The sequence below is a fragment of the Paenibacillus sp. CMM36 genome (assembly GCF_053570945.1).
In genome coordinates, this window is the sequence record NZ_JBSEDY010000007.1 from 215,366 (window position 1) to 232,014 (window position 16,649).

8 protein-coding genes are annotated in these 16,649 nt (G+C 49.6%); 5 read left to right on the top strand and 3 right to left on the bottom strand.

Annotated features, from left to right (window positions below; translation table 11 throughout):
- Nucleotides 1-216: 216 nt before the first annotated feature.
- Both ACWA2B_RS16050 and lpdD read left to right on the top strand, forming a co-directional pair.
- Entirely contained in the window at nt 217-5,721 is a 5,505-nt protein-coding gene (locus tag ACWA2B_RS16050) for a S8 family serine peptidase (protein ID WP_449292391.1), read from the top strand.
- 180 nt (nt 5,722-5,901) lie between these two features.
- The gene (gene lpdD / locus ACWA2B_RS16055; protein WP_029515644.1) at nt 5,902-6,249 is read left to right on the top strand and encodes a prenylated flavin chaperone LpdD; all 348 of its coding nucleotides are present in this window, start codon (nt 5,902-5,904) and stop codon (nt 6,247-6,249) included.
- An 11-nt stretch (nt 6,250-6,260) separates the two neighbouring features.
- Here lpdD and ACWA2B_RS16060 read toward each other — a convergent pair whose 3' ends face one another.
- The gene (locus ACWA2B_RS16060) at nt 6,261-6,848 is read right to left on the bottom strand and encodes a hypothetical protein (RefSeq protein ID WP_025720794.1); all 588 of its coding nucleotides are present in this window, start codon (nt 6,846-6,848) and stop codon (nt 6,261-6,263) included.
- Nucleotides 6,849-7,071: 223 nt separating this feature from the next.
- Between ACWA2B_RS16060 and ACWA2B_RS16065 the strand changes: the two genes are divergently transcribed.
- Nucleotides 7,072-7,443, top strand: a complete 372-nt coding sequence (locus ACWA2B_RS16065) for a DUF4190 domain-containing protein (protein WP_025720792.1) — start codon at nt 7,072-7,074, stop codon at nt 7,441-7,443.
- A 93-nt stretch (nt 7,444-7,536) separates the two neighbouring features.
- Nucleotides 7,537-7,776, top strand: a complete 240-nt coding sequence (locus ACWA2B_RS16070; protein WP_340886161.1) for a hypothetical protein — start codon at nt 7,537-7,539, stop codon at nt 7,774-7,776.
- 153 nt (nt 7,777-7,929) lie between these two features.
- On the opposite strand, the gene ACWA2B_RS16075 is transcribed toward ACWA2B_RS16070, so the two are convergent.
- Complete coding sequence (locus ACWA2B_RS16075; protein ID WP_013311427.1) at nt 7,930-8,082, bottom strand: DUF1540 domain-containing protein; 153 nt, start codon at nt 8,080-8,082, stop codon at nt 7,930-7,932.
- 296 nt (nt 8,083-8,378) lie between these two features.
- Complete coding sequence (gene fabV / locus ACWA2B_RS16080; RefSeq protein ID WP_029515641.1) at nt 8,379-9,566, bottom strand: enoyl-ACP reductase FabV; 1,188 nt, start codon at nt 9,564-9,566, stop codon at nt 8,379-8,381.
- Nucleotides 9,567-9,755: 189 nt separating this feature from the next.
- Here fabV and ACWA2B_RS16085 point away from each other — a divergent pair, with 189 nt between their 5' ends.
- Entirely contained in the window at nt 9,756-16,520 is a 6,765-nt protein-coding gene (locus ACWA2B_RS16085; protein WP_342434372.1) for a WIAG-tail domain, read from the top strand.
- Nucleotides 16,521-16,649 lie beyond the last annotated feature (129 nt).

Genomic DNA, 16,649 nt, shown 5'->3' on the forward strand with positions numbered 1-16,649 from the left:
ATTTCATCGCTCTTCTATTGGGATTGTAAACTCACCTATGAAGTACCACCATCTATGAACAGCCAAATATTTTTGTGCCTCTATATTCTATGAAGGAGGTGGTCGCCAACCACATCATGTTGCGCAACCCGTGTGTTTGATGTGCAAGGCATGAGGTCTTACTCTGTACAGGTTGTTTCAGAAACATTAAACCTAGTAAAAGGAGTGGAAAAGTAATTGATTAAACCTAAACGATTCAAGAAACCACTGTCTATCGGACTATCTTTACTAATGGCCTTTTCCTTTGTTCAACCTGCTTTGGCGAATAACACACCGGATGGCTCCAAGCTGGAGCTGAAATCAGCCTCTCACAAGGTCACGACCGCGAAGGTATCTCCGAAACTGACCAAACAGTTTGAGGAGAATAACTATGTTACCTATCTGGTCAAATTAAAAGAACAGGTAGACACCAACAAGGTTTCCAAAAATGCTCTCCAAAAGGCCTCACTTGAGAAAATAACACCCTCCGCTGCCAAAATGGCTGCACGCAGCCATGTGATCAGTTCTCTGCGCGAAACGGCTTCAAGAACCCAATATGGGCTTGAAAATTATTTGGATAAGCAATCAGAGAGCGGCGGAGTGAAGGAATATAAAAGCTTTTTTATTGTCAATGCATTGGCTGTAACAAGCACCAAGGAGGTGCTGGATCATATTTCGCAGTTGCCTGAGGTCGATAAAGTCTTGCCGAATGAAACGCGTTATCTGCAAAAGGTGACGGTTGACAAGCAAGCAGAGGGGGCAAATGCCAAAACAGCTGAAACAGCGACAGCAGCAACGGCGAAGTCTGCAACGGTAGAGAAAGCTGTAGAACTGGAGAAGGACGATGGCAAAACATCGGCTAAGCCTGGCAATGCAGGTAAGAACGCTGTAGACCCATCTACGGTGGAATGGAACATATCCCATATTAACGCACCACAAGTGTGGGAAAAAGGAATCGACGGAACCGGAATCGTGGTTGCCAATCTGGATACAGGTGTAGATTATACACATCCGGCCCTTCATCGCAAATGGCGGGGTCTGGACGCGGCAGGCAATGTCGTGAATCCCGAGCTGAGCTGGTACGATCCGCATAGTCACGCAACGCTTCCGGTCGATCAGGAAGACGATTCCCATGGTACACATACAATGGGTACCATGGTCGGCTCTGAGGAAAACGGAACGAACCGAGTGGGCGTTGCCCCTGGGGCGAAGTGGATTGCGGTTCGGATTTTTAATCCGGAAACGACGGATGCAATTATACTGGATGGCGGTCAATGGCTGCTTGCGCCAAAAGATGCCCAAGGAAATCTTCATCCCGAGCTTGCTCCAGACGTAGTGAACAACTCGTGGGGAGGCGGACCGGGTCTTGATGAATGGTTCCGGCCTGTGGTTCAGGCATGGCGGGATGCTCAAATCTTCCCCGAATTCTCCGCAGGTAACACCTCTCTTTCCAATCCGGGCGGACCTGCCTCGGTAGCCAATCCGGCGAACTATCCGGAATCCTTTGCTACTGGAGCCACGGATAGCAATGATAATCTGGCCAGCTTCTCATTGTTAGGACCCTCACCCTATGGTGAGGTGAAGCCAGAAGTTTCCGCGCCGGGTGTAAATATCCGGTCATCTGTCGCTGGCGGCGCCTATAAAGGTGGATATAACGGTACTTCCATGGCAGGTCCGCATGTTGCGGGTCTTGCAGCACTGTTGCTGCAGGCGAATCATTCTCTTACCGTAGACCAGCTTGAGGAAATTTTGATGAACACGGCTACACCACGCACGGACAGCACATATCCTACTTCGCCAAACAATGGCTACGGACATGGTGTCATTAATGCGCTGGATGCAGTCGGTTCGGTCATGCAAGGTCTGGGCTCCGTGTCTGGTAAAGTTGTAACGGGTGGCGACGATCTGGAAGCACCTGTTCTCGAGCATACACCGCCCGCAGCCGCATTCGAGGGTATTGATATACCTCTGACTGCTCATGTAACGGATGATGTCGGCGTGACAGCCGTTGAGGCATTTGCCAAAACAGCAGGTACGTCAAACTATGTATATATTCCGTTCGAACGGACCTCCGGCGACAGCAAAGATGGTACATATCAAGCATCCATCCCGACTTTTTTGGTGGACAGCGCTGGTCTGGAATACTATATTCGTGTAAATGATTACGGTAATAACGGATTTGAAACTGAAGTATACAAAGTTAAAATCTCCAAAGGCGTAAAACCAGGCTACACACAAGACTTTGAAAAAGACATTGCCGGTATTAATGTCGGTGGACAGGGCAGTGTTTGGAAATGGGGAACTCCGACAAGCGGCCCTAAAAGCGCACATTCGGGTACAAAGGTCATCGCGACTAATCTCGAAGGCCAATATCAGGCTAACTCCAACAGTTATTTTATGGCCCCTCCGATTGATCTGACCGAGAGTTCAAAAGGGGCATTGGTCAGCTTCAAGCATTGGTACGATCTTGAAAATAATTCTGATTTCGGCAAAGTGTACGTAGCAACCACAAACAATCAGAATGCGTTTGAACAGGTATTATCGTTTACCGGTACCAGCAACGGCTGGAAAACACAATATCTTGATTTGCGGGCATTCGCGGGTCAAAAGGTGTACCTCCTGTTCAACTTTACTAGTGACAATACGGTTGTGAAAGATGGCTGGTATATTGACGATCTGTCGATTCAGGAGCCAGACACCGTTGCACCTGCTGCGCCGAGCAATTTGACTGCTGAAGCAGATACTGTGGGCAACGTCACGCTGGCCTGGAATGCTTCCTCCGATGAAGATGTGAAGCAGTACAAGGTGTATCGTTCTACCCAGTCAGGTAAAAATTATGCTTCCGTCGGTACAACCTCAGCACTGACATTCACAGATACCATCACGGTCGGTGGAGCGACTTACCATTATGCAGTGGCGGCCGAGGATTATAGTGGCAATGAAGGAATCAAGTCGAATGAGGCTTCTCTGAGAGTAGACGTGCCGGATACGCTGTATAGCGATCATTTTGATGGCAGCTCGGATAATGGCTGGACTCATTCCGGCACCAAAGATGAGTGGGAACGCGGCATTCCTAAGGAAGTAGGACCAGAGAGTGCGGTGTCCAAACCGAATGTGTGGGCAACCGATCTTGATAGCAATTATGAGAACGGAGCTGACTTTTCGCTGGTTTCTCCAAAAATTAATTTGCAAGCTGTACGCAACGCAACACTGACCTTCAATCACTGGTTTGAAATTGAGGCTGGCTATGATTACGGTTATGTGGAAGTGTCCAAAAACAATGGTGACACGTGGAGCGAGCTGGGCAAATTCTCTCACAATACGAACGGGAAAAAGTGGGCTCCGGTTTATTACAATCTAGATAGCTACGCCGGAAATGAAATTCAAATTCGCTTCCGTTTGAAATCAGATAACAGTGTCAACAAGAACGGCTGGTATATTGACGATTTCCGTGTGTTGGGAATTCCAGCTGCGACAGTGACCAAGGACATTGTACCTGAGTCGAATATCAAGCTGGAAAAAGCGGAAGAACAGTTCCCGCTGTACAAAATTACAAGCACTGAAAAGAGTGAATTCCAGGAGAAAGTGAAGCCGGCAGAAACAACGGTGGAACGTGGACGTGTCGGTCTCGACAGTCTTCCAGCCAGCGCTACGGTTACGGTATTGGAAACCGGACGTTCGGTAAAAACGGATCCGACCACGGGCAAATACAGCTTCACCCATGTAGCCGGCGACTATACGCTGAAGGCTGAAGCCTATGGTTACGTGCCTCAAACGAAAGCAGTCACGATTGAGAATAACAAAGTCATCAGAGCAAACTTTAGTCTTCAGGCCATACCTCACGGTACGATTCACGGGGTCATTACCGACAAGCAATCCGGTGAACCGATCCAAAAAGCGAAAGTGTTGGTGCTGGAGGATGCACGTATTGCTCCGGTAGAAACGAATGAGGCTGGAGAATTTACACTGGACGTGCTGGAAGGAACATACACATTGTCCATTGCAGCCGAAAATTATTATAGCGACAGTGTATCCGTTACTGCTCCTCCGAACGGTAGTGTGGAAGCGAATGTCATGTTGAAACCTTTTATCGGGTTCCAAGGAGGCATTGCTTACGATGACGGGACAGGAGAAAATGCCAGAGCCTTTAATGCGGCAGGCAACTCATGGGCAGTCAGAATGACACCTGAGTCGGAAGTGACTCAAGTGACAGGAGCATCGCTTTTGTTCTGGAACTCTGCCTTCCCGAATCCGGGAGGAACGGCATTCCAATATTCTGTCTATGACGCCTCCGGTGTGGCAGGAGCACCTGGACGATTGTTGGCTGGTCCATTCGACGGGACTGCCGTACGGGATGAGACACAATGGACGACGGTGCAGCTCCCAGAGCCGGTGACGGTTCAAGGTGACTTCTACATCGTATATACACAGTCTGCTGTAGGCACACAGTCGCCGGGTCTTGCTACAGATGAAAGCAGTCCCAATGCGCTTCGAAGCTGGCAAGGTGTAAGCGGCACATGGAGCCAATCACCTGAGGAGGAAGGGAACTACATGATCCGGGCTATCGTCAGATATCCGGTGAATGCTCCAACGATTACGACTCCTACGAAGGCTACCTATACGCAGGAAGAGACGATTACCGTAACAGGAACTTCCCCGGCAGAAGGAGCCGATATTCAGCTCTTTAACGGCAAGGAGCTGGCTGGCACAACGAAGGTGAAGGATCGTCAGTTCAGTCTGTCGGTCGATCTTCAGCCAGGTGCTAATCCGCTAAGTGTTCAAGCAGCGGTATACGGCAAAGTAACGGACCGTTCCGAGCCGGTAGTTGTGACGCTCGATCAGACTAAACCGGGGCTGATCCTGACTTCACCTGATGAAGGGGCGCGTACAAACGCGGGTGTAGTCAGTGTAGTCGGTACTGTGTATGACGAGTTCCTCACCGAATTGACGATTAATGGTGAGCCCGCTGAATTTGGAAGTGACGGCAGCTTTAACAAGCGGTTGCTTATCAACGAAGGTGAAAATCAAATTACAGTGACGGCCAAGGATCTTGCCGAAAACGAAACAACTGTTACGCGCTCGGTGTATGTCGATACAGCTCTGCCGAAGCTTGAAAACATTAGTCCTGCTGAGGATGTGCGTATTACTCCAGGACAGTCGGTACGAGTATCCTTTGACAGTGCATCCGGTTTGGAAGCGTCCTTCCATGTGGAGCTGCCTTTCAACCTGTCCACTTTGGGCCGCAACGATATTCCATTAAATGAGACTTCGTCAGGCCACTATGAAGGTACTTATTTCACTTCATCTTCTCTGAACCTGGAAGGCGGAGTCATCGTGATCCGGGTAAGGGATGCAGCGGGAAATGAAGTGGAGACGGAGGCGCCGGGAAGATTGTATGTAACCAATGGTGGAGGACAGAACCCTGATCCGAATCCACCTACATCCAATGAAAAGCCAGTAGCCATTATTCAGGCTAATGAATCAGCTAAGAAGAACAAAAATGTACAATTTAACGCCAAAGCTTCCCGTGATGTAGACGGTGAAATCGTCAGCTACAGCTGGAATTTTGGCGATGGCGATACGGCAGTCGGTTCCAAGGTGAAACATAAATTCACCACAGCTGGAACGTATACCGTAGAGCTAACGGTGACGGATAATGATGGCGCAAGCGGTAAGACTGTGCATACGATCACGATCCGTTAAAAGCCAGCAGGAAGGGAAATGCTTCTTTTAGAATAACAATGAAGGCCCACAGCAAGCTACGGTTTATAGGCTGCTGTGGGCCATTTTTAAATTGTCGAACTGTTCAAGAAGCGATACAATGAGTAGAACTCTATAAAGTGAATCGTTTCACAATAATATTTTTTAGCAGGAGAGGATCCTATGATTCATTTGCAAAAAGAAAGCGGACGTATCCGTCTTGTACTGGATGCCTATTTTATGGGGGAAGATATCGTTGTACTCATTTCTGGCGGTGATCAGCCCCATTTGGGAACGATTACAGCAGGGGCCAGACTCGAGCCGATTCAAACTGTGCAATTGCAAAATCACAAGGAGTTTTATATTACCGAAGAAATTGCAGTTCGCTTACGAAAAGAGTTTGCGGGCAATTTTGCCATTTGCTGCGGGACACATTTGGACCATGCATCCAAGGACGAAATCCGAGTGCTGACAGATATGGCTATACAACTGGGAAAAGAGCTCATTGGAGAACTCAAGCAAGCACGCTAGTAGCAACCTTTTTAAGTGAACTCCCGAAAGAGCAGATTGCGATAGGGATACTTACTAAAGGGATACTTAAAAAGCAAGGCAAAGCCATCGTCCTCAATCTGTACGGATTTCAGCGCAGAGGATGGAATCAAACTACGGATCATGACATGAACTGCACGCTGGTCTTGTCTGTTGATCGCTTTGGCTAAGGCAGAAGCAAAACATGGATTACGTGCTAATTCGCGATACAGCGGAAAAACGGCTTTTGCGATGGCGCGATGAACTCTCGGCTCAAATGTAAACTGCACAGTCCCCGGTGGAATCGTTGTTCCATTCGTATAATAGAGCATCGGTGGCTGAGCTAAAAAGGAAATAAAGTAGCCGATGCCATTCGTGCCTAAGCCTTGTTTGGCGGCAAATGGAGCTACTGAGCAGAGAAGGGATTTCATCCGATCCAAATTCGCCTGAACGACAGCTCGTGACCATTGAACTGCAAACGCACGGCGAGTTGCTATAGCTTTGTAAAATGGCAGCATGGCAGTGGATATTATCCTAAGTGTGTTTGCATTTAAACGTTTGTGAGGCGAGCGCTTTCTGTGGGATGTTGCACGATATAGCATAGCTCCGACCTCCTTGGCAGGATGCTCTCATGGAGCACAATTGATCTGTAACAGGTAAAATACTGTATGCCCAGTTACCTCAAAAAGTGCTAATATCGCTATGTTTCTTCTTTTTAACGTTCTAATTTAAAAATTCGAAATAAGTACTGTCCTGATTTGTAAGATTGTGGTACCCTAGAACTTATATAATTGCTATTTTTCGTATTGGAGTTGAATTTAACAGATGAGTGATTTGTACAAGGAGCCTCGATCTTCCGATCCTTTTCAGGAGACGAACGATTATAACGCCCCATTTAACCCGCCCCCAGTAGTTCCACCTACCAATAGTAAAGCTGTTGCCTCGATGGTGCTCGGGATTTTATCTGTTGTCATTCCCTATATCGGGTTGATTATCGGAATTGTGGGTATTATTTTGTCCAGTCTTTCCCTGAAGGAAATTAACCGTCATGGCGAGCAAGGCAGAGGTATGGCCATTGCTGGACTGGTATGTAGTATTATCGGTACACTGATTTATACACTGATCATCATTTTTATAGTTATTGTTTTTATTGTAGCGGCCTCCAGTGGCGATCCGGATATTTTTTCAGACATTTAATGAATTGAAGAATGCTTGAGTCAGACAAACCATTCACGATTTGACTATTGGATGCTATGATAAAAGGAGTCCAATGAAGGAGAGTGAAGCCGTATGGCACGTACTCAAACACAAAAAGCGCTAAGCAAGGCAAAACGCGCTGGAATCTATTGCGCGGCACAGAGCCGCAAAACAAATGACCATTATGGCGAGATTTCACAGCACATACGAATGAAGCCGACCAAGCAGGAACAATTACAAAAGGTCAAGCACAAGAAGCGAATCGTTCAGAGCGACGCTTCTTTTTTTGTCTTTAGAGAGAACAGCAGTGTCCTTTTCAGCGTGGATTTATAAAGTAGCAGAGAAATGATTGTATACAAGCGAAAAGCGCTTTTCTGTACCGAAAAAGGACTTGATAATAATTATCATTCTTGTTAGAATATCATAAGAAAGAAGGAACCCGGGCATGGGCTCCTTCATTATAAAGCTAGGCTTGAAATCAAAGATTTACTTGGCTTCGAAGGTTTTGCAGTCTGTTTCTTCAGACTTGTGAGTGTCTTCTGGTCTGTTGCTTACGATGTAAATGGAGCTAGCGCTGCATTTATTCTCTTGGGCCCAGTACGTACAAGAGTTGACTTCACACAGAACGTCTTTTGCCATGTTGTGCACCTCCTTATATGGGTGTGATGGGCTGAGCAAATAGTATCACGGTCAGTCAAGGTAGGACTTGTCCAACTGTGTTTACCCTCTTGTTAGGAAGAGGGATTTTGCTATGCCTACCTGTACAATATCAAATGAAATTTAAAATTGCAATGATAGCATCATTTGCAGTTCAAAGCGGACATAAGTGTCCCTTTTAATTAAAAACAAAAGCTGTCCTCCATGCAGAACGAAATGTTTCTCTGCTGGAGAACAGCTTTTTTTGTTTTTCTAACATAGGGACAGCACTAAAAGACTTAGCGCACGTTAGGAATATTTATGATGGGATCAATATCAGCATCATAGTCCACACCTTCGAACTCAAAGCCGAACAGTTGGAAAAATTCGCGACGATATCCTTCAAGATCTGACAATTCGTAGATATTGTTGGTCGTCAGCGCCTCCCATATCTTCTCAACCTCTGCCTGCACGTCTTCGCGCAGTTCCCAATCATCAATGCGAATACGTCCTTCTTCATCTACAGGAGTTTCTGGTGCGTACAGACGCTCAGCAAACAGGCGGTAGCTCTGTTCTACGCACCCTTCATGCAGCCCTTTTTCCTTCATTACCTTATATAAAGCAGAAATATACAGAGGAACGACAGGGATAGCGGAGCTTGATTGGGTAACGAGTCCTTTGGTGACTGCGACGAAGGCGCGTCCGCCTGTAACTTTCAGCTGATCGTTCAGCTGACGTGCTGTCTCCTCCAGATGATCCTTTGCACTTCCGATACTGCCCTCTCTGTAGATGGCTTGTGTAATATCTGAACCGATGTACGAAAAAGAGAAGGTCGTTGCAGTATCGGCGAGCACGCCGCCAGCACGCAAGGCGTCAATCCACAATTTCCAGTCCTCACCGCCCATAACTTCTACAGTTCCTTGTACCTCTTCTTCTGTTGCGGGTTCGAGCGTCACGCTGCTGACTTCCCCGGTGTGGAAGTTAACGGTCTTGTTTGTGTAAGGCTTACCAATAGGTTTAAGCACGGAATTAAACGTTTCGCCTGTGCGGGGATTTGTACGGCGACCTGAAGCGACACTATAAACCACTAGATCGACTTGTCCCAGTTCTTCGCGAATGGCTTCCACCGTTTTGGCTTTGACCTCATCCGAGAAGGCATCTCCTGTCACGCTTAAGGATTTAAGCCCAGCTTCCTGAGCGGCTTTTTCAAATGCAGCAGAATTGTACCAGCCTGCCGATGCTGTGCGTGTAGCCGTAGCATTGCTAGGACGATACACGCCAATTGTATTGGCACGCGCACCGAAGGCGGCAGTAATGCGAGAAGCCAATCCATATCCGGCAGATGCCCCGATTACAAGTACATTACGGGGGCCTTGGATAGCAGGACGGGCCTGTACATAGTCAATTTGCTCCTGAACATGTTGGGCACAGCCCACCGGATGAGCAGTGGTGCAGATAAAGCCACGTGTTCTTGGTTTGATAATCATGTTATTGTAATTCCTCTCTTCTTGTAGCGATCTTCACCCTTACTATTTTAACTTTTAACTATTTTTTTTCAAACGTGGATTTTAGTAAGTATCCTTTTTACCCAAAAGTGAATCTCTGTACAGGGTGGCAAGTGCCTAAGGGTCTGCATATGATGCTGTAACGATAAACATGAGAAGGGAGAGAGCTGCTTGAAGAACAAGAGCCGAAAAACCAACAGAAACAAAAAGCCGCTCTATCGTGTAATTGACCCGGATATGAATGAGTTAAGTATGATACAACGCTCAAAACCACTGCCTGCGGAGAGGGAGACAGAAGCAAGACTTCATCAAGTTGCTTCTCCGCCTCCCCCAACTACAGAGGAGTCGGAGCTAAAGACAGTTTTCGAGCCTGAAGTCGAGGCTCTGCACGAGAAAGAAATTGAGGTTGCAGATGTAGAGGAGACTCCAGCTTTGATGGAAGAACCCCCACTGCCAGAGCTAGAGCCAGAGCCAGAGATAGAGCTAGAGCTAGAGCCGGAACCAGAACCAGAACCTGATCCAATTGATGTGGAAGAAATTTTGAACAATAAGAAGGCTCCGCATGTAAACAATGCTTTCATCTATACAGACGATTTGAGTGATTTCGCTGTGACAGGTGAAAAGATCGCTCCCGCTTCCATAGATTCCAGCAAGCTGAAACAAGAGAGTATCCAAACGGAATTTCTAGCAGATTATGCTGTTCATACAATTAAAATAGCTGACGGTGCTGTGACTGCTTCGAAGATTGCTCCCGACTCCATTACGGTCGAGCATCTGTCAGACGCATCAGTGGCAGGCAGTAAATTGCAGGATCGCTCTATTAGTGGTGAAAAACTTCGTGATGGCAGCATCACTCCAGAAAAGCTGGCGGATAAAATTATCAGCGGCGATCATATTGCCAATGGCTCGATTGAAAGCCGTCATTTCAAGCAATGGATCGTGTCTTCAGATATGCTTCAAGATCAGTCGGTCACCTCCGATAAAATTCGCAGCGGTACGATTCAATCGAACAATTTGGCGAATGAAGCTGTTGATAGCTCCAAGCTGGGCGATCAGTCTGTGACCACCTCCAAATTGCGGGATGGGGCTGTGGATGGAACTAAAATCCAGGCAGGCAGCATTGAGAGCGCGCACCTGACCGAGCATGCCGTTCATGCAAGGCATTTGGCCCCCGGTTCGATTAATCGCAAGCAGCTATCCGACGGAATTGTGGGCAGGGAACAATTGGAGGAAGGTGTTGTCAGCGGGCGTCATCTGGAGTCTGAGGCAGTCACCAGTACGCACATTCAGGCAGGAGCGATTGAAAGAAAGCATCTGGGTCCTGGCTCCATCGGGGAAGAGCAGCTTGGAACGGGCCAAGTAACAGCCCGGCATATCGCGGATCGGAGTATTCAATCCAATAAACTGGCAGATCAGTCTGTAGGCTCATTGCAGATTGTTGATCAATCCGTCACTTCATCCAAAATATCGGATCAGAGCATTCTCCCACACAAAATTGCCGATGAGGCAGTACTTACCAGACATATTGCAACAGCAGCCATACAAGGACCTCAGATTTCTCCAGAGGCAGTTTCTTCCGTGCATCTTCAATCCGAAATTATTCGGAAAGATCATATTGCACCAGAGGCGGTTACGGAGCAACATTTGCATTCCGGGGCTGTGACAAGCGAGAAAATAGGGAAGGGTGCAGTTCTGGATTACCATGTGGCGAATCAGGCTATCAAGGAAAATCACATCGCTTCGAGCGCTATTAAGTCTGACAAAATCGCTGACGAGGCGGTTATAGAAACTAAAATTGGCACAGGGGCGGTAACCGGAAATAAAGTTGCGTCTCAAGCCATTACCCACGTACACATTGCAACGGGAGTAATCCGTGAAAACCACCTTGCCGACAACAGTGTGGGCGGAAAGGCGTTACAGGCTCAATCGGTGGATTCAACCCATTTGGCCCAGAGCTCTGTACAGAGCAAGCATCTTGGGGAAGAAAGTGTCGGAACCGCGGCGTTGCAAGAACAGTCCGTTACCGCAGACATACTAGGCGAAGGCGCTGTTCATACCGCGCATTTGGCCAGTGGTGCGGTATACTCCCACCATTTACAGGATCATGCCGTTACTTCGTTGAAACTATCGCCGGAAAGTGTGGCTACGGATAAAATTAATGATTTGGCGATTACTGCGCCTAAGCTAGCTGAGGGCAGTGTCACTTCCTCCAAGCTGTCTGCTCGTTCGGTGCAGCCATGGCATATTACGGATAAAGCAGTACTGAGCAACCATCTGGCTGTTGAAGCAGTGGAGGCGAATCATCTGGCGCCGGAATCCGTCACCTCCAACCATTTGCAGTCTGCTTCGGTCCAAACCAAACATCTCGCCCCAGATAGTGTGTCCGGCCATGCACTTCAGTCGGAAAGCGTCACTTCCGAGAAGTTAGCGGCTCGGGCTGTGCAGGCTTCCAACCTGGCGGAAAACAGCGTGGGACCCGGGCATTTGGCTGCACAGGCCGTACAAACCAGACATTTGGCCGCAGGATCAGTAGAGGACACGATATTAGCCCAGAATGCTGTGAAGTCTGAGCATCTTACAGCAGAATCCATCCAATCCGAGCATTTGCAAAGCGGGATCATTCAGGGAGAGCATATTGCATTGCAGGCTATAGCGACTCAAGCCATACAGGATGAAGCGGTTACCTCTGCCAAACTATCAGAGGAAAGTGTAACCTCTACCAAGTTGTCGGCCCATGCAGTGCAGTCCGAGCATATTATGGATGAAGCTGTACAAAGCAACCATTTGGCCGTGGCGGTTGTGGACTCGACCCATCTGGCATCTGGAGCGGTCACCTCGGTGCACCTACAGGCCTCCTCGGTGCTAACGAGACATTTGGCTCCGGATAGTGTGTCCGGTCGTGCACTTCAAGCGGAAAGTGTAACCTCGGAAAAGCTGGCAGCCCGCTCGGTACAAGGATTGAACCTTGCAGAAGGCAGTATCGGCCCTTCACATCTATCTGTGCAGTCCGTACACACGCGGCATTTGGCAGCTGGAGCGGTACAGGATAGAGTGCTGGCAGAGGGAGCGGTGAAGTCCGTGCACATTGCCCCGGAATCGATCCAACCACACCATCTGCATACTGAAATCATTCAGGGCGAGCATATTGCATCCCAGGCCATTTCGACCGATGCTTTACAAGATGAGTCTGTGACATCTGACAAACTGGCAGATGAGGGCGTGACTGCCGCCAAGCTGTCGGCCCACTCCGTACAGTCGTGGCACATTACAGACGAAGCAGTGCAAGGAAATCATTTGGCAGCAGAATCCATCCAGTCGAACCATCTGGCACCGGAAAGTGTCACTTCAGCCCACTTGCAGTCTTCGTCAGTGCTCACGAGCCATCTGGCCCCGGATAGTGTGTCCGGCCGTGCGCTACAAGCGGAAAGCGTCACCTCGGAAAAGCTGGCAGCCCACTCGGTGCAAGGAACGAATCTTGCGGAAGACAGCGTCGGCCCGTCACATTTGTCTGCACAGTCGGTACACGCCCGGCATTTGGCAACTGGCGCAGTACAGGATACAACGCTGGCAAAGGGAGCAGTGAAGTCGGTACACATTACCGCGGGGTCAATCCAGCCACATCACCTGCACACAGGAAGCATTCAGGGCGAGCATATCGCATCCCAGGCCATATCGACCGATGCTTTGCAGGATGCGTCTGTTACCTCCGATAAATTGGTGGATGAGGGTGTGACTTCCGCCAAGCTGGCGGTCAACTCGGTACAGCCGTGGCACATTACAGACGAAGCAGTGCAAGGAAATCATTTGGCAGCAGAATCCATCCAGTCAAGCCATCTGGCTTCCGAATCCGTTACCTCTCGCCATTTGCAGGCTTCCTCAGTGCTTACGAGTCATCTGGCGCCAGATAGTGTATCCGGTCGTGCACTACAGGCGGAAAGCGTCACCTCGGAAAAGCTGGCAGCGCGCTCGGTACAAGGGACGAATCTTGCGGAAGGCAGCATCGGACCGTCACATCTGTCTGCACATTCCGTACACAGCCGGCATCTGGTAGCCGGAGCGGTACAGGATAGAGCGTTGGCAGAGGGAGCAGTGAAATCCGTGCATATCGCTCCAGAATCAATCCAATCACACCATTTGCACCCTGGAACCATTCAGGGCGAGCATCTGGTATCTCAGTCGATATCGACTGATGTTTTACAGGATGAGTCTGTGACATCTGATAAATTGGCCGATGAGGGTGTGACTGCCACTAAGTTGTCGGCTCACTCGGTACAGCCGTGGCACATTACAGATGAAGCAGTGCAAGCTAATCATTTGGCAGAAGAGGCCGTTCAATCAAGTCATCTGGCGCCGGAATCTGTCACCTCAGCCCACTTACAGTCTTCGGTGATACTTGCGAGTCATTTGGCGCCGGATAGTGTATCCGGTCTTGCGCTACAAGCGGAAAGCGTCACTTCGGAAAAGCTGGCAGCACGCTCGGTACAAGGGACGAATCTTGCGGAAGACAGCGTCGGTCCTTCGCATTTATCTGCACAGTCGGTACACACTCAGCACTTGGCAGTCGGCGCTGTGCAGGATACAGCGCTAGCTGAGGGGGCAGTGAAGTCAGTACACATTGCCCCGGAATCCATCCAGCCGCATCACCTGCACCCTGGAACTATTCAGAGCGAGCATCTAGCATCCCTGTCGATATCGACCGATGTATTACAGGATGAGTCCGTTACGTCTGATAAATTAGCGAATGAGGGTGTGACTGCTGCCAAACTGTCGGCTCACTCGGTACAACCGTGGCACATTGCGGACGAAGCAGTGCAAGCCAATCATTTGGCAGAAGAGACCATCCAGTCGAGCCATCTGTCACCGGAATCTGTCACTTCAGCCCACTTGCAGTCTTCGGCGGTACTTGCGAGCCATCTGGCCCCGGATAGTGTGTCTAGCCGTGCGTTACAAGCAGAAAGCGTCACCTCGGAAAAGCTGGCGGCACGCTCGGTGCAAGCGACGAATCTCGCGGAAGGAAGCGTCGGCCCTTCACAATTGTCTGAGCATGCCGTACACCCCCGGCATTTGGCACCTGGTGCAGTACAGGACAGAGCGCTGGCAGAAGGGGCAGTGAAATCCGTGCATATCGCACCGGAGTCCGTCCAGTCGCATCATCTGCAAATGGGAACCATTCAGGGTGTGCATATCGCCTCACAAGCAATACCGACCGATGCTTTGCAGAATGAGTCCGTTACGTCCGACAAACTGGCGGATGAGGGCGTGACTGCCGCCAAGCTGTCTGCTCACTCAGTCCAGCCATGGCACATTACAGACGAAGCGGTGCAAGCCAATCATTTGGCAGAAGAGGCCGTCCAGTCGAGCCATCTGGCTCCTGAATCCGTCACCTCTGATCATTTGCAGGCTTCCTCGGTATTTGCGAGACATCTGGCCCAGGACAGTGTGTCAGGTCGTGCGCTTCAAGCAGAAAGCATCACCTCGGAAAAACTGGCGGCACGCTCGGTGCACGCGACGAATCTCGCGGAAGGAAGTGTTGGTCCTTCACAGCTGTCTGAGCATGCCGTACACCCTCGGCATTTGGCACCCGGTGTTGTACAGGACAGAGCGCTGGCAGAGGGGGCGGTGAAGTCCGTGCATATCGCACCGGAGTCTATTCAACCGCACCATCTGCATCTTGGAACTATTCAAGGTGTGCATATCGCCTCACAAGCAATATCGACCAATGCTTTGCAGAATGAGTCCGTTACGTCCGACAAACTAGCGGATGATGGCGTAACTGCCGCTAAAATATCTCCTCATTCGGTCCAGCCGTGGCACATTACAGACGAAGCGGTGCAAGCCAATCATTTGGCAGAAGAGGCCGTCCAGTCGAGCCACCTGGCTCCTGAATCGGTCACCTCTGATCATTTGCAGGCTTCGGCAGTGATGACTCGGCATATTGCGCCGGGGAGTATATCGGTTCACGCGCTCCAGGCAGGCAGCGTGAACGCTGAGAAGCTTGCACTTCGGGCGGTGCGTGCTTCGAATTTGGCAGAAGCCAGCATAAACTCCGTGCATTTAACGGAGCATGCCGTACACGCTCAGCATTTGGCCGAGGGGGCGATCCAAGGGTCCGCACTGGCAGAAGGCGTGGTGCAGTCCAGGCATATCGCGCTGGATTCAGTCCAGTCGGAGCATCTGCAAGCAGGGGCTATTCAACCACAGCATGTAGGCTGGCAGGCGGTGGTTGAGGATGCTATACAAGAAGGAGCGGTAACATCCAGCAAGCTGGCAGATGGAACGGTACAGTCCCGTCATGTGGCTGAGGAGGCTATTGAGAGCCACCACATTGGAGAGGAAGTTATTGATTCGCATCACCTAAAAGCAGGCTCAGTGACACGGGCTCAGCTGTCCACAGATATTCATCTCTCGGGACTTTTGCCAGAGGAAGGTATCAGTGGCGACAGACTTCAGGCAAACAGTATATCTCGAAACCATCTGCAAGCTCAGGCCGTCGACAGAGAGGTGCTGAGCCCGGGAGCTGTGGGAGCAGAGCATCTGCAGGCCGCTGCGGTACAAAGCCATCATGTGGCAGAGCAGAGCATTGAAGGCCATCATCTGGTGGAAGGCACTGTAGGCTCACGTGAGTTGGAGCTGAACGCAGTGAAGCCGGAGCATTTGAGCATCACTCCGGTTCGTACGTGTGCGAATCAGCCCGCATTGCAGCAGTTCGGCAGAGCGCCGTTTCTTTTGAAAGGCAGTGAAGGAGAGACGGAAGTGACCATTGTATTCGGGGAGCCTTTTGTAAACCCGGACTACACATTAGTAGCGATGACGAACCACCCTCTCTTTCATGCGACGCTGAAATCTCAGACGCCGAATGGAGCAGTGATCGTCGTAACCAAGTGGAACGAAACCGCGCATAACTACGGTATTATTTCCTGGATCGCCATTGGCTAGTGAAGACGGTTATTGTAAAACTCATAGCGTGCAGACTCATGTATTTTCTAAATACAGAACTGCACGCTTTTTCATATACTTTTCACACATTTGCTCCACAATTATGCCGAATTCTCCTGATAAGCTAAA